The sequence below is a fragment of the Lactococcus sp. AK05 genome (assembly GCF_041026685.1).
GTDB classification, from domain to species: Bacteria; Bacillota; Bacilli; order Lactobacillales; family Streptococcaceae; genus Lactococcus; species Lactococcus lactis.
On record NZ_JBFTEI010000003.1, the window covers coordinates 178,369 to 202,088 of the forward strand.

General features: G+C 35.7%; 17 protein-coding genes and 2 pseudogenes. 16 read left to right on the forward strand and 3 right to left on the reverse strand.

Annotated elements, in window-relative coordinates; translation table 11 throughout:
* Positions 1 to 66: 66 nt before the first annotated feature.
* The 7 genes and pseudogenes from AB6B24_RS07995 to AB6B24_RS08025 form a co-directional block, all read left to right on the forward strand.
* A pseudogene (locus tag AB6B24_RS07995) lies at positions 67 to 1,308 on the forward strand (NAD(P)/FAD-dependent oxidoreductase); the annotation flags it as partial.
* Between the two features lie 161 nt (positions 1,309 to 1,469).
* A complete protein-coding gene (locus AB6B24_RS08000) occupies positions 1,470 to 3,473 on the forward strand; it encodes an NAD(P)/FAD-dependent oxidoreductase (protein ID WP_047206537.1) in 2,004 nt (667 codons plus the stop codon).
* Positions 3,474 to 3,586: 113 nt separating this feature from the next.
* Positions 3,587 to 4,258: an L-serine ammonia-lyase, iron-sulfur-dependent subunit beta gene (gene sdaAB, locus AB6B24_RS08005; protein ID WP_012897487.1), complete on the forward strand. Its 672-nt coding sequence runs from the start codon at positions 3,587 to 3,589 to the stop codon at positions 4,256 to 4,258.
* Positions 4,259 to 4,277: 19 nt separating this feature from the next.
* Positions 4,278 to 5,141, forward strand: coding sequence for an L-serine ammonia-lyase, iron-sulfur-dependent, subunit alpha (gene sdaAA / locus AB6B24_RS08010; RefSeq protein ID WP_311802414.1), 864 nt, complete (start codon positions 4,278 to 4,280; stop codon positions 5,139 to 5,141).
* A gap of 121 nt (positions 5,142 to 5,262) precedes the next feature.
* Positions 5,263 to 5,718, forward strand: a complete 456-nt coding sequence (locus tag AB6B24_RS08015; protein WP_311802416.1) for a CopY/TcrY family copper transport repressor — start codon at positions 5,263 to 5,265, stop codon at positions 5,716 to 5,718.
* A 15-nt stretch (positions 5,719 to 5,733) separates the two neighbouring features.
* Entirely contained in the window at positions 5,734 to 5,934 is a 201-nt protein-coding gene (locus AB6B24_RS08020; protein ID WP_021722979.1) for a heavy-metal-associated domain-containing protein, read from the forward strand.
* A 185-nt stretch (positions 5,935 to 6,119) separates the two neighbouring features.
* Positions 6,120 to 8,282 (forward strand): heavy metal translocating P-type ATPase, encoded by a 2,163-nt coding sequence (locus AB6B24_RS08025; RefSeq protein WP_311802417.1) that lies wholly within the window; start codon positions 6,120 to 6,122, stop codon positions 8,280 to 8,282.
* Between the two features lie 54 nt (positions 8,283 to 8,336).
* Here the strand turns inward: AB6B24_RS08025 and AB6B24_RS08030 are convergent, their stop codons facing one another.
* From AB6B24_RS08030 to AB6B24_RS08040, 3 genes are all read right to left on the reverse strand, one after another.
* The gene (locus AB6B24_RS08030; RefSeq protein WP_003132587.1) at positions 8,337 to 8,480 is read right to left on the reverse strand and encodes a hypothetical protein; all 144 of its coding nucleotides are present in this window, start codon (positions 8,478 to 8,480) and stop codon (positions 8,337 to 8,339) included.
* Complete coding sequence (locus AB6B24_RS08035) at positions 8,470 to 11,121, reverse strand: YfhO family protein (RefSeq protein WP_311804175.1); 2,652 nt, start codon at positions 11,119 to 11,121, stop codon at positions 8,470 to 8,472. The genes AB6B24_RS08030 and AB6B24_RS08035 overlap by 11 nt, the downstream gene beginning before the upstream one ends.
* 70 nt (positions 11,122 to 11,191) lie before the next feature.
* The gene (locus AB6B24_RS08040; protein ID WP_029343656.1) at positions 11,192 to 11,977 is read right to left on the reverse strand and encodes a DUF4931 domain-containing protein; all 786 of its coding nucleotides are present in this window, start codon (positions 11,975 to 11,977) and stop codon (positions 11,192 to 11,194) included.
* 274 nt (positions 11,978 to 12,251) lie between these two features.
* Between AB6B24_RS08040 and mnmA the strand changes: the two genes are divergently transcribed.
* The 9 genes and pseudogenes from mnmA to mutY all read left to right on the forward strand — a co-directional run bounded on the left by mnmA (position 12,252) and on the right by mutY (position 23,657).
* The gene (gene mnmA / locus AB6B24_RS08045) at positions 12,252 to 13,382 is read left to right on the forward strand and encodes a tRNA 2-thiouridine(34) synthase MnmA (RefSeq protein ID WP_003132592.1); all 1,131 of its coding nucleotides are present in this window, start codon (positions 12,252 to 12,254) and stop codon (positions 13,380 to 13,382) included.
* Positions 13,383 to 13,592: 210 nt separating this feature from the next.
* Positions 13,593 to 14,819 (forward strand): 30S ribosomal protein S1, encoded by a 1,227-nt coding sequence (gene rpsA / locus AB6B24_RS08050; protein ID WP_003132594.1) that lies wholly within the window; start codon positions 13,593 to 13,595, stop codon positions 14,817 to 14,819.
* A 175-nt stretch (positions 14,820 to 14,994) separates the two neighbouring features.
* Positions 14,995 to 16,446 carry a fibronectin-binding SSURE repeat-containing protein gene (locus AB6B24_RS08055; RefSeq protein ID WP_311802419.1) on the forward strand — a complete coding sequence of 484 codons (1,452 nt, stop codon included), beginning with the start codon at positions 14,995 to 14,997 and terminating at the stop codon, positions 16,444 to 16,446.
* Positions 16,447 to 16,573: 127 nt separating this feature from the next.
* The gene (locus AB6B24_RS08060; RefSeq protein ID WP_139916958.1) at positions 16,574 to 17,233 is read left to right on the forward strand and encodes a response regulator transcription factor; all 660 of its coding nucleotides are present in this window, start codon (positions 16,574 to 16,576) and stop codon (positions 17,231 to 17,233) included.
* Between the two features lie 157 nt (positions 17,234 to 17,390).
* Positions 17,391 to 18,533, forward strand: a complete 1,143-nt coding sequence (locus AB6B24_RS08065) for a sensor histidine kinase (protein WP_369164454.1) — start codon at positions 17,391 to 17,393, stop codon at positions 18,531 to 18,533.
* Between the two features lie 138 nt (positions 18,534 to 18,671).
* Positions 18,672 to 19,388, forward strand: a complete 717-nt coding sequence (locus AB6B24_RS08070; protein WP_103054628.1) for a nucleoside phosphorylase — start codon at positions 18,672 to 18,674, stop codon at positions 19,386 to 19,388.
* A 128-nt stretch (positions 19,389 to 19,516) separates the two neighbouring features.
* Complete coding sequence (gene pnuC / locus AB6B24_RS08075; protein ID WP_012897492.1) at positions 19,517 to 20,230, forward strand: nicotinamide riboside transporter PnuC; 714 nt, start codon at positions 19,517 to 19,519, stop codon at positions 20,228 to 20,230.
* A 93-nt stretch (positions 20,231 to 20,323) separates the two neighbouring features.
* A pseudogene (gene uvrC, locus AB6B24_RS08080) lies at positions 20,324 to 22,246 on the forward strand (excinuclease ABC subunit UvrC); the annotation flags it as partial.
* Between the two features lie 247 nt (positions 22,247 to 22,493).
* Complete coding sequence (mutY, locus tag AB6B24_RS08085; protein WP_311802422.1) at positions 22,494 to 23,657, forward strand: A/G-specific adenine glycosylase; 1,164 nt, start codon at positions 22,494 to 22,496, stop codon at positions 23,655 to 23,657.
* Positions 23,658 to 23,720: the final 63 nt, after the last annotated feature.

A 23,720-nucleotide genomic window follows, 5' to 3' on the forward strand; every position in this document is an offset into this window, starting at 1 on the left:
TGTATATTTATTTCGATAAGAGGTATAATATTTTTTGGAATTATTATTAGTAGGAGGCCAAGAGAAATGGCTAAGAAAAAAATCGTTATTGTAGGTGCTGGATTTGCTGGAGTTTCAGCCACACGCTTACTTGCAAAAAATTTGAAAAATGATGCAGAAATTACAGTTATAGATAAACATGATTTTCAAACTTCAATGACCCAACTTCATGAAGTTGCAGCGAGTCGTGTTGAGGCAGATGCTGTTCAATATCATTTGAATCGAACAATTGGAAAATTTAATAACGTTAAAGTGGTAAAAGAGTCACTTGTTGAACTTGATAAAGCTAACAAAAAAGTGATTACAGATAAAAATAGCTATGACTATGATTATTTAGTCGTTTCAATGGGTGGAGAACCCAATGATTTTGGTGTTCCAGGTGTTAACGAATATGGCTTCACACTTTGGTCACTTGAAGATGCTTTGAAAATAAAAGCACATTTGAAAGAAATGGTTCAAGCAGCAGCTAAAGAAGCTGATTCAGAAAAACGCAAAAAATTGTTAACCTTTAGCGTGGCTGGTTCAGGATTCACTGGAATTGAAATGGCCGGAGAATTGATTGATTGGCGTAAAAAAGCATCTAAAAAATACGGCATTCCAGAATCTGAATTTACAATCAATATTGTTGAAATGATGCCAACAATTATGAATATTTTAGACCGTAGTTTAGCAGATAAAGCACTCGTCTACCTTCAAAATAAAAACATCAATGTCCTTGTAAATCATGGAATTACAGCTGTAGCACAAGATCATATCACTGTAAATGTTGGTGGGCGTGACGAGGAAAAAGTTGTTAAAGAAATTCCAGGAAATACCTTAATTTGGACAACAGGGGTACAAGGAAATACAGAAGCAGAAGCTTGTCAACTTTCAGAAACAGAACGTGGTCATCGTCTTCAAGCAAATGAGTACATGGAAGCGATTGGCGAAGAAAATCATGGCATCTATGTTGCAGGAGATGTATCAGGTTATATTGTTCCCGAAAATGGTCGCCCAACTCCTCAAATTGTAGAAGCAGCAGAACAAACAGGAAGCACGGCCGCTAAAAATATCATTGCAGACATTAAAGGTGGCGAAAAAACCAAATTTGTTGGAAATTATCGTGGAACACTGGTTTCTATTGGTTCAGGCTATGCGGTTGGGACAGTTGGAAAAACAAAATTAAGTGGTTTTTCAGCAACATTCATGAAACATATGGTTTATCTTGTTTATACCTTTGAAATTCGTTCTGGTCATTATTTCTTCAAATATATCAATGACCAACTTTTCCACAAAGGTGCAATTTAAGTTAAAATAAAATATAAATATAAAACTTTTCCATAAAAAAATTTGGAAAAGTTTTTCTTGTGTAACAGTTTACAAATTGCTCTAAAAAGGATATAATAGTGCCTGACGTTATTATTATATTACTAGTAGGAGAACCATTCTAAATGACTAAGAAACAAATCGTAGTCATCGGTGGTGGTGTTGCAGGAGTACATGCGACGCGTGAGCTTTCTAAAAAGCTCAAAGCAGATGCTGACATCACACTGATTGACAAACATAGTTACCACACAACCATGACTCAACTTCACGAAGTTGCAGCAGGACGTGTTCCATTCACAACTGTACAATATGATTTCCAAAAGCTTTTAGGAAAACGTAAAAACGTTAGTCTTATCACTGACTCTGTCGTCAGTCTTGACAAAGAAAACAAACAAGTAATCACAAAACATGGTCGTTATAGCTATGATTATGTCATTGTTGCCCTTGGTGGCGAACCAAATGACTTTGGAGTTCCTGGTGTTAAAGAACATGGGTTTACACTTTGGTCACTTGAAGATGCAATGCGAATCAAACGTCATTTGGAAAAAATCGTCCAATATGCATCAACAGAAGTTGATGATGAAAAACGCCGTGCTCTTTTAACAATTTCAGTTGCCGGATCAGGATTTACTGGGATTGAAATGGCAGGCGAATTGATTGATTGGCGTAAAAAAGTTTCAACAGATTGGAAGATTCCTGAAGAAGAAATCACAATCAACGTTGTTGAAATGATGCCAACAATCCTTAATACTTTAGACCGTAAACAAGCAGATAAAGCTCATGCTTATCTTGAAAAGAAAAATGTTCACGTTTTAACAAACCACGGTATTGTTGAAGTAGCGAAAGATCATATCAAAGTAAATGTTGGTGGGCGTGACGAAGAAAAAGTTGCCAAAGAACTTCCAACTCACACATTGATTTGGACAACTGGTGTTCAAGGAAATACAGCTGCAAAAACAGACCTTAATGAAACAGAACGTGGACATCGTCTTCAAGCAAATGAATACATGGAAGCTGTTGGTTTTGAAGGAAAAGGGATTTATGTTGCTGGTGACGTTTCAGGATATATTGAACCAGATACTGGTCGTCCAACACCACAAATCGTTGAAGCTGCGGAACAAACAGCACACACAGCAGCGGCAAATATTCTTGCAGACATCAATGGTGGAAGCAAACATAAACATGAAAGTAAATACCAAGGAACAATGGTTTCGATTGGTTCAACTTGGGGAGTTGCCAAAATCGGTAGCATGCGTCTAACTGGTTTCTGGGCAATGTTGATGAAGAATATTGTTTACTTTATCTATACTTTACAAATTCGTTCAGCGCATTATTTTTGGCGTTATGCCTTGGATGAAGTCTTCCGCGTAAAAGATAATCGTAACTTTATGCGTGGTCATACTTCACGTCAAGGAAATGTACTTTGGGCTGTTCCACTTCGTATTTTCTATGGTGTGGTTTGGTTTACCGAAGCAATTAAGAAAATTGTCGGTGATGGTCAATACTTCAACCCAACGACTTGGTTTGGTAAAGGTTCTTGGTTTACAAATGACCTTAAATTCCCATTCTCATGGTTGCAAGAAGCACCAAAAGCAGCTGACGCAGCCGCAGGTGCTTCAACAGCCGCTTCATCAAGTTCTAGTGTAGCCGATGCAGCCGCAGGTGCTACAGGCGCAGCAACAACAGCCGCTTCAAGTGGTGGTGGCGAAGCTGCTCATAAAGCAACTGAATGGGGCCTCTCATACGCTTACGGTTCTGACCCAATGACTGTTTTTGACAAAGTGCCACATTGGATGGAACCTATCTTTAAGTTTATGATTCCAAACCGTGAAGTCGCATTGTTCATGCAAAAATTCATGTCAATTGTTGAAATCTTCCTTGCACTTGCCCTTATTTTTGGATTGTTCACTTGGATTGCAGCAGCAGCAACAGCCGCATTGACTGTTATGTTCTCACTTTCAGGAATGTTCTACTGGGTTAACATTTGGTTTATTCCAGTGGCAATTGCGCTTATGAATGGTTCAGGTCGTTCATTTGGTTTAGATAAATGGGTTCAACCTTGGATTCAAAGATGGCTAACCAAAATATGGTATGGTCAATCGCGTTCAATTTACAAAGGACGTCAATAGAAAATAGCTCTGCGGAGCTATTTTTTTTTGCCTGAAAAAGCTTGAAAATTATGTTATGATATTTGAAGATAAAAGATAGTTTAAAAACTATCTTTGTAAGAACTGAGGTTTAAATGGATAATTTAAGATATAAAAGTGTCTTTGACATCATTGGTCCAGTGATGATTGGACCTTCAAGCTCGCACACAGCTGGTGCTGCTCGAATTGGTAAAATTGTACGTTCTATTTTCGGTGAACTTCCAGAAAAATTGGAGATTCATCTTTATGAATCTTTTGCTAAAACTTATCGGGGTCATGGAACAGATGTTGCTCTTGTTGCAGGTGTTTTAGGAATGGATACAGATGATGAACGTCTGCCAATGGCGCCTCAGCTTGCTTTTGAACAAGGAATGGAAATTTCTTATGTTCCACATCCAGAAGAAAAAGCAGAGCATCCCAATACCGCACGTTTAATCGCCAAAAAAGGGGATCGAACAATGACCGTGACTGGAATTTCAATCGGTGGTGGAATGATTCAAGTGACAGAATTGAATGGATTTGATATCGCAATTTCGGCTGGTGTTCCGACATTTGTGGTCATTCATGAAGACGTTCCAGGGATGATTGCTAGAGTTTCTAGTGTCCTTTCAGAACATCAAATTAATATCGCACAAATGAATGTAACCAGAGAAGCTAAGGGTGAAAAAGCGATTATGATTTTAGAAGTTGATACACCAAATGTTAAGGAAGTAATTGAGGAAATGAAACTTATTCCTCGTTTGCACGCCGTTAATTTCTTTAATTAAAAGCAGTATAGGAATAAATATGTTTAAAAATATAGAAGAATTAATCGAGGATTCTAAAAATTATTCCTCGGTCACAGAATTAATGATTGCCATTGAAATGGAACAAACTGGACGAAATCGTGAACAAATTTGGGAAATGATGGAACATAACCTAGAAACGATGCTTGATTCTGTTAAAAAGGGGCTTGCTGGTAAAAAATCACTTACAGGTCTTACTGGTGGTGATGCAAAGTTGATGGATGATTATATTAAATCAGGCAAAGCACTTTCGGGTGAGCTCATCTTAGGAGTAGCTCGTGATGCGGTTGCCGTCAATGAAGTGAATGCACAAATGGGGCTCATTTGTGCGACACCAACTGCCGGATCAGCCGGCTGTTTGCCAGGTGTTTTAACTTCGGCTATTAAAACTTTAGACTTGAGTCATGAACAGCAAGTGGAATTTTTATTTGTAGCAGGAGCCTTTGGACTTGCGATTGCAAATAATGCAACGATTTCTGGAGCTGAGGGTGGCTGCCAAGCTGAGGTCGGTTCTGCTTCGGCAATGGCATCAGCTGCACTCGTTTTAGCTGCTGGTGGTTCTGTAGAACAAGCAGGTTATGCGATTGCTATTGTCTTGCAAAATATGTTAGGCTTAATTTGTGACCCTGTTGCTGGTTTGGTTGAAATCCCTTGTGTTCACCGTAATGCAATGGGGGCGTCACAAGCAATGATTTCAGCTGATATGGCTTTGGCAGGGGTTAAAACAGTGATTCCAGTTGATGAAGTGGTCAATACCATGTATAATGTGGGACGTTCTCTACCAGCTGCTTTTAGAGAAACAGCTGAGGGAGGTTTGGCCCAAACACCCACTGGACGTAAAATTATGGAAGAATTATTTGGTTAAGATTAAACTTAAAAATTCGAATGATAAAATTCGAATTTTATTTTTTTAGGTTGAATACTTGACTTTTAGTGTTTACACGTGTAAACTTATCTTATGAAAATGAATGGGGAAAGGAGAAAAAATGAACGAAGTAGAATTTAATGTATCAAATGCCGAATTAATCGTTATGCGTGTAATTTGGTCTCTGGGAGAAGCGCGCGTTGATGAAATTTATGCGCAAATCCCCCAAGAATTAGAATGGTCATTGGCCACTGTTAAGACTTTACTTGGTCGACTGGTAAAAAAAGAAATGCTTTCTACCGAAAAAGAAGGAAGAAAATTTGTTTATCGTCCATTGATGGAAGAATGTACGGCTATAAATTTAATGGCCGATGGTCTAATCCAAAAAGTTTGTGAAACGAAACATGTCAATGTTTTGCAAGAGATGATTGAAAAATCGACTTTGACGGAAAAGGATATTGAACTTTTGCAAGAATCACTTAATGCCAAAGAAGTGGTAGGACAAAAACATTGTAATTGCTTAGAAACAAGTGGACTTTGTGCTTGCAAACATGAACATGAGCAGATTTCTGCTTAAAAAGGAGAATAGAAAATGAAAGAAACTTTAAAAATTGAGGGAATGACTTGTGACCACTGTGTAATGCATGTGACAAATGCTTTGGAAGCTATTGAGGGTGTTGAAAAAGCGAAAGTCTCTTTGAAAAAGAATGAAGCACTAGTTAAATTTTCTGCCCCAGCAGATATGGATAAAATGGCTGTTGCCGTTGCAGAGGCTGGTTATAAAGTAATTTAAAAAACACTTCGTTTGTGAATTGAATTTAAATTTGCTAGAATGAAATTGGTAAAGCAAACCCCAAATATTGTTTTACTAAATAATAACAGGTCATCTTCATTCCCCAAATGGAGATGATTTTTTCTTGACTTTTTTCGTTTACAATTGTAAACTATATTTAGAGATAAAATATAGAAGAGGTAAAAATGCGGAGTCAATCATTTGTAATTACAGGAATGACCTGTGCAAATTGTGTAAATACAGTTTCAAAAACATTGAATCAGTCAGATAAAATTATGGAAGCAACGGTAAATTTGGCGACTGAGAAAGCCAAAATTGTTGCTGACGATAATATTTCGGACCAAGAAATTATTAACTTAGTGGAAAAAGCGGGTTATGGAGCCATTGTTAATGACAAAGCTCATCAGGAAAAAATTGCACGTCAAGCTGCAAAAAAAGCAAGAAATTTAGCTTTGTCTTTTTGGATTGCTTTAATTTTGACTTTACCTTTAGTAGTTGCAATGTTTGCTGATATCTTCGGAGTACATGCAAATTGGGTCATGTTTTTACATGAACCAATCGTACAATTGATTTTGGCAACTCCAGTACAATTCGTTATTGGTTGGCGCTTTTATGTTGGGGCTTATCATGCTTTGCGAAATAAATCGGCAAATATGGATGTTTTAGTGGCTTTAGGAACTTCGGTTGCTTACTTTTCGAGTCTGATTTTGGCTGTTTTTATGAGCCAAGCAAATGCTTTGAATTTTGAATCATCGATGGTAATTATCACTTTGGTGGTCATGGGTAAACTTTTAGAACATAATGCAAAAGAAAAAACAACGCAAGCAATTACTGGATTAATGTCTAGTCGAGCAACTTTTGTTCATACGGAATCGACTGATTTAGCGATTGAAGAAGTTCAAATGGGACAAGTGATTCGCATTTTGCCAGGGGAGAAAGTGCCTTTGGATGCGATGATTCTTTCTGGCAAAGCATCCTTTGATGAATCTATTTTGACAGGTGAAGCCTTACCTGTTGTAAAAATGGATGATGAAGTCATTTTTGAAGGAACAATTAATTTAGATGGTGAAGTTAAAGCGGTTGTTGTTCATGATTTAAATGATTCAACAATTTCAAGAATGGTTGAAATGATGAGTGAAGCACAAGGCTCAAAACCAAACATTCAAAAATTAGCTGACAAGATTTCAGGGATTTTTGTGCCAGTTGTGTTAGTTATTGCTCTGATAACTTTCATTGCGACTTGGGCTGTCAGTGGAATTTTACTGACAGCAATCATGCATTCAGTAGCTGTTTTGGTCATTGCTTGTCCTTGTGCGCTCGGTTTAGCTACACCAACTGCCATTATTTCTGGAACTGGTTTGGCTGCTAAAAATGGTTTGTTGATTAAAAATGCCAATGCTTTGGAACTTGCCGGATTAGTTAAAACAGTATTTTTTGATAAAACTGGGACCATTACAACAGGTGAATTTGAACTGACAGATTTTAAATTACTGACAGAAAGTGAAAAAGTTACTGACAGCTTTAATTCTATTGAAGAAAAAATGGCAAGTGATGAGTTTAAATTATTGGCTAGTCTAGAAGCTCACTCTAATCACCCTTTGGCCAAATCTCTTAAGTTTCAAGGTGATTTATATGAACTGACAGATTTATCAGAACTTGCGGGTCGTGGACTTTCAGCTAAAATTAATGGTCAGGAATATTTTGCGGGCAATGATAAATTAATGACAGACTTAAATCTGTCAGTCCCAGAAACAGATGATACTGTCATTTATTTGGCAAATAAAGAAAAATTATTAGCGATGGCTGTTTTTAGTTCAAGTCTAAAGGATGATGCGCTTAAGACAATTCAGACCTTGCAAAAACGTGGTCTAAAGACTGTTATGTTGACAGGAGATAATGAAAATTCGGCAGCAAAAATTCAAAAACTTGTTCATTTAGATGAAGTTAAAAGTGGTTTAAGACCTGAAGAAAAAGCAGAAATTGTGCAAAATAGCCCAAATTCAATGATGGTTGGTGATGGAATCAATGATGCTATTGCTTTAGCGTCAGCGACCGTCGGTCTGGCAATGGCAACTGGGTCAGATATAGCTATGGAAGCTGGTGATGTGACTGTTACAAGCGGTCAACTTCATAAAATTTCCACTTTCTTTGAAGTAGCTAAAAAAACAATTTCCAAAATTAAGCAAAATTATTTTTGGGCTTTCGTTTATAATGTCATTGGCATTCCACTTGCAGCTTTTGGATTACTCAATCCAATGCTCGCTGCAGCAGCAATGAGTTTATCATCAGTTTCTGTTATTTTGAATTCCTTACTTTTGACAAAAACAAAAATAAAAAACGTTGAATAATCAACGTTTTTTTGTTTAGAATTTACTGACAGAATTTTTTAAAGACAATCTGCCTTATTTTTTATACAATTCTGGGTCAAGCAAGCCACCTTTTTTGAAATTGACTTCAAAATGTTTGGTCTTTAAAGAATAGGAAACAGGGATGCTGACAGCAACTAGGATTCCGAGCGTAAAGGGGATAATTGATTTAGCTTTCATTTTTTGTTCCTCCAGATTTTTTAGGTTTATTAGTAAAATAGTTGTAACCAATAAATAACAGAATTCCTAAAATAAAGCAAATGATTCCTTCTTTTAGTCCATTAGGGAAGAATTTTAGTTCAAGCCGATGACTGCCAGCAGGAACGCTAACTTTCATAAAACCAGATTGAGCTTTACTGACAGCCACTTTTTTTCCATCAACTTTTGCTGACCAGCCTTTATCGTAAGGAATTGTCAAGAAAATATCGCCCTTTTCTTTTTCCCTATAAGTCATGCGAACCCCGTTTTTAATCATTTCTGTTTTAGGACTACGAGATTGTAGAAGTGCCATTTCTTTTTGATAAGCTTCAGTGTCCAGACGCCAGAATGAAGTGGTATCAAAAGTAACTTGTGAATTTTCCGGAAATGCTAAGGTCACTTTTAGCTTAGTTTCCTTACTGAAACTTCCTAAATTCAAGAAGGAGCCAGTATCATTTGTACCAACGTAATAACTATTGAGAGAACGTGTCATTTTTGGATTGGAAACATCAGAAATAGTAATCAATGTATTTTCAGCATTACTATTTAGATAAGTAATATTGGGAACAGATAAATAAATTTGACTATTTGCCGCCACGGTAATTCCGTAGGTGACTGAAACATCAGTAGCTGTAGAAGTTTTTGGCCGAGTCAGAGTAACAGAATTGCCAGCACCCGTGATTTTATCAGCAGTTTCTTCACTGGTCGTGTAAAATGGAGTAAAGAATGTAGTTTTCGATTTTGTCAAAGCGTTAACTAAAGCTGTTTGATTATTAATAAAGCTGCTAGCTTGAGCTTTATCAGTGAATTTAGCATCTTCAAATCCATTGGGAACGAAGACACCAAGACCCATCGCATTTGAGTTTTTGCTCAAATTACTGAGAGCATTGGAAACTGGTGAAAATCCAAATTTTGGAGGTTGAGCTTGGCTTATATTATATTTAATTCCAAAAATCGAATCCATCAGTAATGTATTCCCAGGATAACGCAAATTCAAATAAGTACTGTCAGTGTGAAAACCTAATTGACGCATGATTGAACTGGCGTTGCTGTTACGAACAGATGAAAATTGGGAAAGTGCATTAAAATTGTACTTCATGCCATCATTTGCTGTATCAGGAACAGTGTTATCCATTCTGGCAAAACCAGAACCAGTAAGTTCATTCACCTTATTGGCAATCGGTTCTATAGAATTCACTTGGGTATTATAGTAATCACGACTAGCAAAATTCCACTCTTTTTGTATTCCTTGAACCTGATAAAGGGCATTAACACCAGCTTCAACAGTCATGAAAACAAAGAGGATAATGATAAATAGATGAGCTGAAATCCATTTCCTAACAGAATTAATAGACAAGATTAAATAAGCAAGACCAAACAAGAAAGTCAACATAACTTGAGAAGTCATTACATATTTATAGTGTCCAAAAAATAAAGTAGCAAGAAAACCTGTAATTAGAAAAAGACTAATAGTCAAAATATGCCAAGTCTTTATTTCCTCCCAGCGAGATAGAGTTTCCAAAGCCATTAAAACAAGAAGCAAACTAAATAAGAAAGCATAGCGGTGCAAGAACATATTTGGTGAATGCATCCCTTGCCATAGTAAATCTAAAGCTTGAAGATAAAATGAAGCAACAAAGAAAGCAATGATTCCTAGAAAGGCAAATTTACTTCTGAGACGAATACTTTTAGTGAAAAAGAAGAGAATAGCCAAAGCTAAAGGCATCATTCCAACATAAATCATTGGAATGGCATTGAATTGAGTAGTATCATAAGTGCCAACAAAATTCTTAGCGAAAAGGTCAAAAAGATGAGAATTTTCTGTAAAGACACCTGACAAAGTTGAAAGAGCATCGGAATTATTAGACTTCAAATCAAGATACATGGGTAAGAGCATGATTAGGCTGGACAGACCAGCTAAAGCAGAAGAAACCACAAAATCAAGCACTTTTGTCCAAGACCATTTTTCGTAAGTCATCCGTGCCAAGAAATAGAGCACTAAGAAAATAGCCACCATAAAGCCAAAATAATAATTTTGGATAAATAGAATCAATAAACTAACGAAATAAAGCCAGCGTTTTCGTTCATCCATTAAGCGATGAAGTCCCCAAATAATTAGAGGCAAGAGAATGAAAACATCTAACCACATCGTAATTTCAAGCTGTGAGGTTAAAAAACTCATCAGTGCGAAAGCTGTACTTATTGACAAAACAATCAATTTAGAAAGTTTTTGATACATGTTTTTGAAACTGACAAATGCTGATAGACCAATCAAGCCAAATTTTAGTATGGTCAGTAAATATAAAGCATCAGGCATTGATTTTACATCAAAGAAAAATGTAAGTGGCATGAGAAAACTTCCCATGTAGTAAGCCGAAAAAGCATAAAGATTGAGGCCGAGACCACTGGTAAAAGTATATAAGAAACCAGAAGAACCACCCGAATGTAAAATATTACGATAGAGAGAATGAATGGCGACATACTGATGATATGCATCCCCAGCCAAAATTGACCGTGAACTCCCCCAATAAATCCCAGTCATTGCAAGAACGATAACCATTAATAATAATGGAATAAAAAAACTTGCAAGAAGTGCCCATTTATTTTTCTTGATAAATTTCATATTTCTATTATACCAAAGATACAAAAATCAAACTTATATTAAGTGTATTAAAAAAATACTGACAAACCTGTCAGTACTTTTTATCTAAACGATTTCTAATCTCGTCAGCAATTTCTTCCAATGCTTCAATTCCATTGACTTGCGGGATTTTATAACCAATAAAATAAGGAGAAGTAATAAAGCGAGGAACAATTTTACAAATATATTTATCATCGAAATGATGGAAAAAGAGATTATAAGAATCACAACGCCCATTCATATAGTCTGTCATTAAATAAGAGGTAATCCCGTGAACATTGTCAGCTAATTTTTCAACATTTTCAAGTTCAGAAATAATAACATTAAATTCCACAAAGCCCATAATAGGTCGAGTAGACAAAGTAACAGTCAGACCATTCTTTCTGATTTCGACTCCTTCAAAATTTTCTTTTGCAATTTGAGCATAACCGTCAGTTTCTTCTAAGCCAACGACTTGCAAATGAGGGTGGCGCAATGTTCCGCCAGAGCGAGGGCCAAAATTTTTGAACATCAAAACGGATTGATATTTGCCAGATTGAATCATTTCATCCCAACATTCAAAAGCAAAAGAAAAAACCTCACGATTTTCTTCCACACCATAAGTAGAAATATCACCTAGATGTTCATCAGACTCAATAATCACAGTCATCATTGAATTTTTAAGTGTTGGAAATTTATTTTTTAACCAAATTTTATGGTCAGAAGTTTTTAAAATACCTGTCAGATTTTCCACATCACAAAAAGGACAAAGAACTTCCTTAGGTACAACTGTTTCATTACGTTTTTTTGTTCCAATAGCTGTATTGAAAACTAAAGGATTTTCACTATGTTTAATCATTATGACATTATACCACTTTTTTTGACTACTTTTTTATTCAAAGGCTAGTTTTTACTTAGGCAATGTGTTATAATATTCCAGTTACCTATTAATGTTCAGCCTTCAACTGCAACATTTACAAAAGTCAGCCTTCAACTGATATTTTGTCTAACTTGAAAAGAAAAAATTTACTGACGAAATCGTCTAGTTTTTTTCGTCAGCACTTTTATTTCTTTTCAAAATCAAAATAGAAAGAGATGGTGAAAAATTAATGGATAACACAAATACTCAACTTATGTCTGGTAAGAGTCCAGCACAAACACGTGTCGTTGTCGGAATGTCCGGTGGTGTCGATAGCTCAGTCACAGCTTTGCTTCTTAAAGAACAAGGTTATGATGTTATTGGCGTCTTCATGAAAAACTGGGATGATACCGACGAAAATGGTGTCTGTACAGCCACTGAAGACTACAAGGATGTAGCTGCAGTAGCTGATCAAATTGGCGTTCCTTATTACTCAGTCAATTTTGAAAAAGAATACTGGGACCGTGTTTTTGAATACTTCCTCGCTGAATATCGCGCTGGACGTACCCCAAATCCTGATGTCATGTGTAATAAGGAAATTAAATTTAAAGCTTTCCTAGATTATGCTATGGAATTAGGAGCAGACTACGTCGCAACAGGTCATTATGCCCAAGTTCGTACGGATGAAAATGGTATCGTTCATATGTTACGTGGTGCGGACAACAACAAAGATCAAACTTATTTCTTAAGTCAATTGACCCAAGAACAACTCAAGAAAACAATGTTCCCATTGGGACATTTGGAAAAGCCTGAAGTACGTAAGATTGCTGAAAAAGCAGGGCTTGCAACCGCTAAGAAGAAAGATTCAACAGGAATTTGCTTCATTGGTGAAAAGAATTTCAAAAAGTTCCTTGGAGAATATTTACCAGCTCAACCAGGTAAAATGATGACACTTGACGGGATCGAAATGGGAAATCACGCCGGTTTGATGTATTATACAATCGGTCAACGCGGTGGTCTTGGTATCGGTGGACAACATGGTCAATTAACAAGTGACCCATGGTTTGTTGTTGGTAAAGACTTGACTACTAATACCCTTTATGTTGGACAAGGTTTCCATCATGAACACCTTTATTCAACAAGCCTTGACGCAAGCGATTTGAGCTTTACCAGAGAAATGCCAGAAACTTTTGACCTTCACTGTACAGCAAAATTCCGTTATCGCCAAGAAGATACAGGAGTAACTATTCACGTTAATGGTGATAAAGTAACCGTTGATTTCGACGAACCTGTTCGAGCAATTACTCCTGGACAAGCTGTTGTTTTCTATGATGGAGAAGAATGTCTTGGTGGTGCGATGATTGACGTAGCCTACAAAGCACAAAAAGTAATGCAATATCAATAAAATATTGACCTGTCAAAGTTTTGACAGGTTTTTTTGAAAAAAAAAAGAAACGGTTTTCATAACTTGTCGATAATATTTCTGTACATAATAAAATACTTATAACTTTTTTAATATAAATCGAGAAAAAAGCTTTCCCTAAGCGATTTTTTATGGTATAATGTTTTGTAAGGCTGTGTACCAGCCAAATTGTTGGAGGAATTTTTTTTACAAATGAACGAATTTGAAACATTATTAAACAGCGTTGAAGACGTTAAAGTACGTGACGTCGTTAAGGGTGAAATCCTTTCAGTTGAAAACGGGCAAGCAACTGTTGCCATCGTAGGAACTGGTGTTGAGGGTGTCCTTACACTTCGCGAAATCACTAACGATAAAGATGCTGATATCAATACATTCGTTAAACCTGGAGATGTTCTTGATTTGCTTGTTATCAAACAAATCGTTGGTAAAGAAGCCGAAGGTGCAAACGTATATCTCCTTTCATTGAAACGTCTTGAAGCTCGTAAAGCTTGGACTCAATTGGAAGGCAAAGAAGGCGAAATCGTAACAGTTAAAGTTACTAAAGACGTTAAAGGCGGACTTTCAGTAGACTATAACGGTGTTCGTGGATTTATCCCTGCATCTATGATTGACACTTACTTTGTTAAAGATACTAAGAAATTTGTTGGCGAAGAAATCGAAGCTAAAATTATCGAAGTTAACGCTTCAGAAAACCGCTTCATCCTTAGCCGTCGTGCAGTTGTTGAAGCTGAAGCAATCGAAATGCGTAAAGAAGCTTTTGCACAACTTCAAGAAGGCGATATCGTTGAAGGTACAGTTTCACGCGTAACTAACTTCGGTGCATTCGTTGACCTTGGTGGTATCGACGGATTGGTTCACGTTTCTGAACTTTCACATAGCCGTATCAAACGTCCATCAGACGCAGTAAAACCTGGCGATGTTGTTAACGTTAAGATTTTGAAACTCGACCCAGAAGCTGGACGTCTTTCACTTTCACTTAAAGCTACACAACCTGGACCATGGGAACAAGTTGAAGAAAAAGCACCAGTTGGATCAACTGTTGAAGGAACTGTTAAACGTTTGACAGACTTCGGTGCCTTTGTTGAACTTTATCCAGGTGTTGAAGGACTTGTTCACGTTTCACAAATTTCATGGGAACGTGTTGAAAATCCAAAAGATGTTCTTAAAGTTGGTCAAGTTGTGAACGTAAAAGTTCTTGACGTGAAACCTGCTGAAGAACGTATCTCACTTTCAATCAAAGCGCTTGAAGAAGCTCCAGCTCGTCCAGCTCGTAACAACGACAACGACGGTGAAAAACGTGATCGCAAACCACGCGCACCACGTAAAGCAGCTAAACCTTCATACGATTTGCCTGAAACACAAGAAGGCTTCTCACTTGCTGATTTCCTCGGTGAAGACTTCGATATTAACGATTTGTAAGAAAAATTCAAAAATATCCTCTAAAAGACCCGCTGGGTCTTTTTTTGTTTAAAAATTTATCAGATTGATCATTTGAGATAAATGGGAAATTCACAGAAATCTAACATAAAAATGAGTAGTTCTCTTGGAAAACTTTTTTTATAATAAGTATGTAAAAGTAAAGGAGAACTACAATATGAAAACAAAAAATTCATTCCGGACATGGAAGTCTGGTAAAACATGGCTTTATTCATCATTAGTCTTGGGAACTTTACTCCTGAGCTCAGGGCTATCAGCCAATCAAATAAAAGTTCTGGCTGATACAACAGGAACACAAAGTAGTCAAATGACATCGACTTCAGAGATTACCACGGGACTGCAAGCAAATATTAATGCCACAACTACTGTTACTGCAGCACAATTGGCTAATGCAACTGCTCCAGGCCCATTTACAGCTGGAGTAAATCAGGTTATTCCATTTGAAGCTTTTGGAGGGGACGGAATGTTGACTCGCCTCTTACTTAATTCCGCAAGTAAAGCACCATGGTCGGACAATGGAACAGCTAAAAATGCAGCTTTACCGCCAATTTCAGGACTTGAATCTGGAAAATATTTTTATGAAGTTGATTTAGCCGGTACAAATGGTGCAACGGGCCAAAATTTACTTGATCTATTACGTGCTAATGGGACAAAGAGTTATGAAGCAACAGTCAAAGTTTATGGCGCTAATACTTCAGGAACGGCAGACACAAGTAAAACGGTTGCTACAAAAATAGTACAGGTTAATTTGACTGGTTTGACTGATAATATTAATACTACAACTACAGTATCGGCATCAGAATTAACCAATGCAAAAGTTCCAGGCCCATTTACAGCTGGAGTAAATCAGGTTATTCCATTTGAAGCTTTTGGAGGGGACGGAATGTTGACTCGCCTCTTACTTAATTCCGCAAGTAAAGCAGCATGGTCGGACAATGGAACAGCTAAGAATGCTGCTTTACCGCCAATTTCAGGACTTGAATCTGGAAAATATTTCTATGAAGTTGATTTAGCCGGTACAAATGGTGCAACGGGCCAAAATTTACTTGATCTATTACGTGCTAATGGAACAAAAAGTTATGAAGCAACAGTCAAAGTTTATGGCGCTAATACTTCAGGAACGGCAGACACAAGTAAAACGGTTGCTACAAAAATGATACATGTAAACTTAACTAAACAACAAAGCACAACTTCTAGTCAATCAGTCTATCGTTTGTACAATAAAGTGAGTGGAGAGCATCTCTATACCACAAGTAATTATGAGTATAACTCACTCAACATAATGAACAGTGGCTGGTCAGGTGAAGGAGTGGCTTGGAAAGCACCAAAATCTGGTAAAAATGTATATAGAGTTTATAATCCAAACTCAGGTGAACACCTTTATACGGAATCACCATATGAAGTGAATAGTCTAGTGCATCAAAACGGCTGGAAATCAGAAGGAGTTGCTTTCTATTCTGATTCAAATAGTGGAAAACCAGTTTATCGTCTCTACAATCCTAATGCAAAACTGGGAGCCCATTTCTTGACGATGAGTTCCTATGAACGAGATAGTTTGGTTAAAGCAGGTTGGAAATCAGAAGGAATTGCATTTTATGCGACAAAATAGTTTAAGGCATAGACTAGTTTAGTTTTAGAAAAAGACTTAAAAATATTTTTAAGTCTTTTATGCTATGAAGATGAAATATTATGTTAGAAAATTGATGTTTTTTAATATTTTTTGATATACTGTGAATATGGATCAACGAATATTAATAATTGAAGATGAAGAAAGTCTCTCTAATTTATTAAAGACTGAACTTTCCTTTGAAGGATATGAAGTTAACACCGCAGCTGACGGAATTTCAGGATTAAAGATTTTTGAACAAGAACAATTGGATCTGGTAATACTTGACTGGATGATTCCAAAACTTGATGGTCTTGAAGTTTTACGACGTATGAAAAAAATTAAAAAAGAAGTTCCGGTAATATTTGTGACTGCGAGAGACTATGTGGGCGATAAAGTTGCAGGTTTGGATGCAGGGGCTGATGATTACTTAACAAAACCCTTTAGCATTGAGGAGCTCATGGCTCGGTTGCGAGTAATTTTTAGAAAACATGCACAACCAACGCTATACGCTTATGGTGAGATTTCTCTTAGTCAGAGTGAACATATTGTTAAATATGATGGAAAGCCAATTAATTTGAGTCAGAGAGAGTTTGCTCTATTACTTTTTTTATTTGAACATCAGGGGGAAATTATCTCAAGAGATGATATCCTTGATGAAGTTTGGGGAATGAACTTTGGTGGTCAGCTAAATACTGTGGATACTTATATACGCTATTTACGAAAAAAATTAGATAAAAATATGATAGAAACAATAAGAGGTTTAGGATATAGACTTAAAAAAAATTAATAATAATAAAAAAAAGAAAATCTATACAAATGAATTATTAATTAGAAGAATTTTTCAGCGTATCTTTCTTTTATTATTAACGTTTAGTGGGTTGACCTTTATTACTTATAGCTTGTTTCAAGTGAGTGATAGAGAGACAAGTGCTATTATGGCAGGAATGAAAAATGTTTCTGACCTTAGTGATATGAACTTTCAAGATATAAGTGGCTTCCATGAGGAAGATAATTTTATTCGTGTAAGTTCAGAATCGAAAAAAACCATAATGAGCAAAGGAACTGATAGTTTTTTAGAAAGTAGGACTTTTCATTTTGGCAAAATTACGGTATCAAATGGAAAATTATATGATACTGTCTATAAAAAAGAAAAAGGAATCACCTATGAAATTTGGCTCTCTCTTCAGGATATATTTGAAGAAGGTGAAACCTTATTGGCAAGTGCTTTTGTTATTCTACTTTTAAATTATTTGATTGGTTTACTATTAATACGTCATTATTCCAAGAAAATAAATGGGCCAATTCAAAAATTGGCTTTTGAGGCAAGTCAGAATAATAATTTATTGGAAGTTCCTGATTCACCAATAGAAATAAGAGAACTTGCGATTAATTTTAATGACTTAGTTGAAAGATTACAAGAGAAAATTGAATCTGAAAAAGAATTTACGACAAATTTATCCCATGAATTAAGAACACCTGTAATGGCAATTTCTGGCTATATTTCTTTGCTCAAAAGAAGAAGAGTTGAGCATCCAGAAATTGTTGAAAATGCACTGGATTATTTGGAAAAAGAATCGGAGAGACTGAAAAAACTAATAGAAGATTTTTTAACTTTATCGAGAAATGGACAGATTGATTATCAAGAAGAGATTTTTACAATTGAAAGTTTACTCTTAGAAGTTCAGTCCACTTTTAAATTTGATTCGTCTAACGAGATAGATATTGAAGGAGATGGAGAGCTATATATTAAAACAAGTAAATTTGCTCTTCGAGAAATTTTGACCATTTTAATTGAAAATGCAATAAAATATTCTCCAGATAGAACAAGAGTTTTTATTAAATATAATAAAAAAGAAATTCAAATTATTGATGAAGGGGTTGGGATTACTGATAGTGAAAAAACAAAAGTTTTTAATCGTTTTTATCAAGTAGATAAATCAAGGGGGAGTCATACTGGAAATGGTATTGGCCTAGCAATAGCTCAACAATATGCAGAAATAATAAAAGCTAAAATTTTTATTACTGACAATTTTCCAGAAGGTTCAATCTTTCATATTATGTTTGAAGATGAAAGTAGAGCTAGCTAATAATTTAAAAAGGTCTATTTAGATCTTTTTTTGTACATAAAAGTAGGCAAATTGACTTTAAATTGTTCGGAATATTTGCTATAATTTAATTGTTTAATAGATAAGGTTCAACTTTTTAAATAAATAGAAGGATGAAAAATGGAAGAAGGACAAGCTCATATTCAATTAAAGAAGAATGATGCTAGACTTGATGCAATTATTGTAGGTGATCCAGCTCGAATAGATCAGGTCGCAAAATTTTTGACCGATGTAAAAAAATTAAAATACAATCGCGAATTTCGCTCAATCTGTGGAATTTATAAAGGTAAGGAACTATTAGTTCTGTCAACAGGTGTAGGTGCACCGTCAGCTGCTATTGCGATTGAAGAGCTTCATAATATTGGAGTTAAGAGAATTATCAGAGTAGGTTCTGCGGGTGCTTTGCAGTTGGGGATCGATTTAGGAAGTCCAATTATTGGAGAAGGCGCAGTACGTGATGATGGTTTGACAAAAATGTATGTACCCGAACAATATCCAGCAGTTCCATCTACTGATTTGTTAAATAAAGCAAAAGAAATTGCTCCTGATGCTTTTTATGGAATTATTCGTTCTCATGATGGTTTTTATATGGATAATCATGAAGAAACTCAAGCATATTGGTCTAAATTTGGAATTGTGGGCGAAGATATGGAATCTGGTGCATTGTTTACAGTCGGACGTTTACGAGGAATAGAAACTTTATCCATTTTGAATAATGTTGTTGCTTACGGAGGAGATTTACAAGCGGGAGTCAATGACTTAGTTTCAGGAAATGATAAAGTTAATAAAGGTGAGCTTCGGACAATTGAGATTGCTCTAGAAATTTTAAATCGCTAATATAAATATTACTTGTAAATTGATTAGAGTTGAAAAATAGAGCTGAAATTACCATCATATTTTAAATTAATAAAGCGGTAAGCGTTATTCTTGACTGCATTTAAGCGTTAGGATAAAAAGGAGAAAAAATGACAAAAGATTCTTGGCTTTTTAAGCAACTTTTTGCAAATTGGAAGAAATTTGAAATCACATATATCTTAATTTTATTGTTCTTACAAGTGATTGTTTATATCATTGCCCCTGATTCTTTCATTGGAATGATATCTGGTGTATTTGGTGTACTTTGTCTCATTTATGGGATGAAAGGTCGTAAAATTAATTTTGCATTTGGTTTAGTTCAGACCTTAGCGATGACTTTAATTGCTTATCAGACTCACTCATGGATGAGTTTTGTTATGGGAATTTTTTATGTCTTATCTCAACCTGTGGGTTGGTTTTTTTGGGGACAGGATGATGCTATCCATGAATTTAGACCAAAAACTCGTCGTTTAATTTTTCTAGGTGCTTTTATTGCTTGGTTGGTCGTTTGGGGCATAGATGCCCTATTAAATGGGCAACTTCCTTATTTTGATGCTCTAAATTTAATTATTCCACTCATTGCACAAGTATTGTATATTTTGAAATATAAAGAAAATTGGTCGCTGTGGATTGTGGTTAACACGGCAGCAGTAATTTATTGGACAATTTTAACGGTACAATTTATTATGGGAGTAAACACCCAAGGGCAGTTAGGAATGTATTTATCGCAAGTTGCCTTACAAGGAGCCCTGCTCTTCAATGCAATCTACGCTAATCGAGTTTGGGCAAGTGGTGAAGCTGATAATGAAGGCGGAACTAAATAACAAGTGAAAATGACTCAAGTAAATGGGTCATTTTTGTTTTATAAACGTCCAAAAGAAGAGCAGCTCTTACATTTTTTTGCTATAATAAACAATATGAATCAAACGATAAAAGCAAAGTTAGAACTATTACCAGATAGTCCTGGCTGTTATTTACATAAAGATAAAAATGGGACAGTTATTTATGTCGGAAAGGCAAAGAATCTTAAAAATCGAGTGCGCTCTTATTTTCATGGTTCTCATAATACCAAGACAGAATTACTAGTTTCTGAAATTGAAGATTTGGAATGGATTGTTGTAGGTTCAAATATTGAATCCTTAGTTTTGGAAATCAATCTCATTCAACGTTATAAGCCTAAATATAATATTATGCTTAAGGATGATAAATATTATCCTTTCCTAAAAATAACAAATGAAAAATATCCTCGTTTGTTGGTCGTCCGTAAAGTTCAAAAAGATGGTGCGACTTATTTTGGACCTTATCCAGATGTCAAAGCTGCCAATGAAGTTAAACGCCTTTTAGACCGAATTTTTCCATTTAGAAAATGTGGCTTACACGAGAAAAAAGTATGTTTCTATTTTCATATTCATCAGTGCTTATGTCCAGTAGTTAATCATGTTGATCCTCAAGTTTATAAGGATATGACTCAAGAAGTGAAGGAATTTCTGACAGGTTCTGATAAAAAAATTGTTAAAGAACTTGAAGCAAAAATGATGATTTCTTCTGATAATATGGAATTTGAGCAAGCTGCTGAATATCGGGATGTGATTAAGGCAATTGGAACTTTAAGAACAAAACAACGGGTCATGAATCAAGATTTGAAAGACCGCGATGTTTTTGGATATTATGTTGATAAAGGCTGGATGTGTGTCCAAGTATTTTTTGTGCGCCAAGGAAAATTGATTCAGCGTGATGTGAATATGTTTCCTTACTACAATGATGCTGAAGAGGATTTTTTAACTTACATTGGACAATTCTATCAAGATAATAATCATATGATGCCAAGGGAAATTTTTATTCCGCAAGACATCGATAAGGAATCTGTGGAAGCAGTAGTTGCAGCTAGCCAAGAGGGAAATTTATTAACGAAAGCTCAAGCTAAAGAAGTGGATGCAAAAGTTTTTACGGCCAAGACGCTTAAATTTTCTGATCAAAAAGATGTTGAGCAATCAATTGTTAAACTTGATAAAGAATTATCAGCCGAAAAACGTTTATCATCACTTTTAGCTAAAACACAGATTGTTCAACCAAGCCGTGGTGAGAAAAAACAATTGGTTAATATGGCAACTAAGAATGCTCAAAGTCAATTACAATTGAAGTTTGATGTGGCTGAGCGTGATATTTTGAAAACGACTAAAGCAGTTGAAAACTTGGGTAAAATTTTGGGAATACCAAAACCTGTAAGAATTGAATCTTTTGATAATTCAAATATTATGGGGACTTCACCAGTATCTGCAATGGTTGTTTTTATTGATGGAAAACCTTCAAAAAAAGATTATCGGAAATATAAAATTAAAACAGTGGTTGGTGCGGATGACTATGCTTCAATGCGCGAGGTGATGACGAGACGTTATTCGCGAGCTTTAAAAGAAGAAACGGCTCTTCCTGATTTGATTGCAATGGATGGTGGAGCTGGTCAAGTTAACATTGCCAAGCAAGTTTTAAAAGAGCTTGGACTATCGATTCCGGTTGCTGGGATGCAAAAAAATGATAAGCACCAAACGTCAGAATTACTTTTTGGTGACCCTTTAGACGTGGTTCCCTTGTCAAGACAATCTCAAGAATTCTTTTTGCTGACAAGAATTCAAGATGAGGTTCACCGTTTTGCGATTACATTCCATAGACAACTACGTGGTAAAAATACATTTTCAAGTAAATTGGATGGTATTGTTGGACTTGGTCCAAAACGAAAACAAAAGTTACTGACAACTTTCAAAAATTTGAAAGCAATTGAAGAGGCAAGTGTACAAGAAGTGGCAGAAGCTGGCATTCCTTATGAAGTAGCAGAACGTGTGAAAACAACTTTGTCTGGACCAATTCAAGAAAATGAAAATTGGGAATCACTCAAGGATAATGTTCCTCTTTTAGAAGGTAAAAAATAAAGTAATCAAAAGAATTGTCAGTAAATCTGTCAGTTCTTTTGATTCTTGAAAAAACATAAAAATTACTGACAGAAATTCTGTCAATAAAATAAAGTAGTTAATGCAAATCTGTCAGTAAATATTTACTGACAAACTAGGAATTAAGAAAGTAATTGGAGAATTGATGGACTGGTCTAAGAATCAAATAAAGGAATTTCAGCAAGATTTACTTTCTTGGTATGATGATAATAAAAAGCCACTCCCTTGGCGAAAAACAACTGAACCTTACAAAATATGGATTTCAGAAATCATGTCCCAACAAACACAGGTTGAAACTGTCATGCCATATTATGAACGTTTCATGAAAAAATATCCGACGATTGAAACTTTAGCTCAAGCTGATGATGCTGAACTTCTAAAACTTTGGGAAGGCTTGGGCTATTATTCTCGCGCTCGTAATCTAAAAATCGCAGCGCAAGAAGTTGTTGATAAATATAATGGAAAATTTCCTGACAATCTAGCCGATATATTATCATTAAAAGGAATTGGACCTTATACAGCCGCTGCAATTGCCTCAATTTCTTTTGGACTCGCTGAGCCTGCAATTGATGGAAATCTAATGCGCGTGACCAGTAGAGTTTTTGAATTAGATTGTGATATTTCTAAAAGCAGTTCAAGGAAAATTTTTGATGGCTATCTAAGAAAGCTCATCAGTAAAAAAAGACCAGGTGATTTCAATCAGGCGCTGATGGATTTAGGTTCTTTAGTTTGTAGCCCAAAGAGTCCAAAATGTGAAGCTTGTCCCTTACTAAACTATTGTGCAGCAGCAGCGTCAGGAAAACAATTAAATTATCCAGTAAAAACCAAAAAGATAAGACAAAAAGATTTGTATTTTACAGCCTTTGCCTTAGAAAATTCATTAGGTGAATATTATTTAGAAAAGCGTCCATCAAAAGGCCTGTTAGCAGACATGTGGACATTTCCACTGACAGAATTACCAGCAGCAGATTTTGAAAAAATGGTTACTGACGGCTCTGTCAGTAAAGATATTATTATTCCAGAACTTCCGGAAAGTATTTCAAAAATGGAATATGTAGCTAATTTTACTCACATTTTTTCTCATCAAAAATGGCATTTGGCAATCATTAAATTAAAACCAGAAGAGACCTTTGAAGTTGCTGACGAATTATTATCAGAAGACAAAATGTGGGTTCATTTTGATTCAAAAGTACTGACAGAAAATGACCAACCAAAAGGAAGTCGTTCACAAATTCCACTTGCTGGGCCACAAGTGAAGATGTTTGAGATTTTAGATAAGAAGAATAAGAAAATTGATCTGCTAAAATAGTGGAGTAACCATCGAAACCAAATTTTTGGTATAATAGATAAATATACTACTTCAAGGAGAAGA

Bases quoted from the DNA above. Each gene is read 5' to 3' on its own strand.
- AB6B24_RS08000 (WP_047206537.1), top strand. From the start codon at position 1,470: ATGACTAAGAAACAAATCGTAGTCATCGGTGGTGGTGTTGCAGGAGTA.
- sdaAB (WP_012897487.1), top strand. From the start codon at position 3,587: ATGGATAATTTAAGATATAAAAGTGTCTTTGACATCATTGGTCCAGTG.
- sdaAA (WP_311802414.1), top strand. From the start codon at position 4,278: ATGTTTAAAAATATAGAAGAATTAATCGAGGATTCTAAAAATTATTCC.
- AB6B24_RS08015 (WP_311802416.1), top strand. From the start codon at position 5,263: ATGAACGAAGTAGAATTTAATGTATCAAATGCCGAATTAATCGTTATG.
- AB6B24_RS08020 (WP_021722979.1), top strand. From the start codon at position 5,734: ATGAAAGAAACTTTAAAAATTGAGGGAATGACTTGTGACCACTGTGTA.
- AB6B24_RS08025 (WP_311802417.1), top strand. From the start codon at position 6,120: ATGCGGAGTCAATCATTTGTAATTACAGGAATGACCTGTGCAAATTGT.
- AB6B24_RS08030 (WP_003132587.1), bottom strand. From the start codon at position 8,480: ATGAAAGCTAAATCAATTATCCCCTTTACGCTCGGAATCCTAGTTGCT.
- AB6B24_RS08035 (WP_311804175.1), bottom strand. From the start codon at position 11,121: ATGAAATTTATCAAGAAAAATAAATGGGCACTTCTTGCAAGTTTTTTT.
- AB6B24_RS08040 (WP_029343656.1), bottom strand. From the start codon at position 11,977: ATGATTAAACATAGTGAAAATCCTTTAGTTTTCAATACAGCTATTGGA.
- mnmA (WP_003132592.1), top strand. From the start codon at position 12,252: ATGTCTGGTAAGAGTCCAGCACAAACACGTGTCGTTGTCGGAATGTCC.
- rpsA (WP_003132594.1), top strand. From the start codon at position 13,593: ATGAACGAATTTGAAACATTATTAAACAGCGTTGAAGACGTTAAAGTA.
- AB6B24_RS08055 (WP_311802419.1), top strand. From the start codon at position 14,995: ATGAAAACAAAAAATTCATTCCGGACATGGAAGTCTGGTAAAACATGG.
- AB6B24_RS08060 (WP_139916958.1), top strand. From the start codon at position 16,574: ATGGATCAACGAATATTAATAATTGAAGATGAAGAAAGTCTCTCTAAT.
- AB6B24_RS08065 (WP_369164454.1), top strand. From the start codon at position 17,391: ATGAAAAATGTTTCTGACCTTAGTGATATGAACTTTCAAGATATAAGT.
- AB6B24_RS08070 (WP_103054628.1), top strand. From the start codon at position 18,672: ATGGAAGAAGGACAAGCTCATATTCAATTAAAGAAGAATGATGCTAGA.
- pnuC (WP_012897492.1), top strand. From the start codon at position 19,517: ATGACAAAAGATTCTTGGCTTTTTAAGCAACTTTTTGCAAATTGGAAG.
- mutY (WP_311802422.1), top strand. From the start codon at position 22,494: ATGGACTGGTCTAAGAATCAAATAAAGGAATTTCAGCAAGATTTACTT.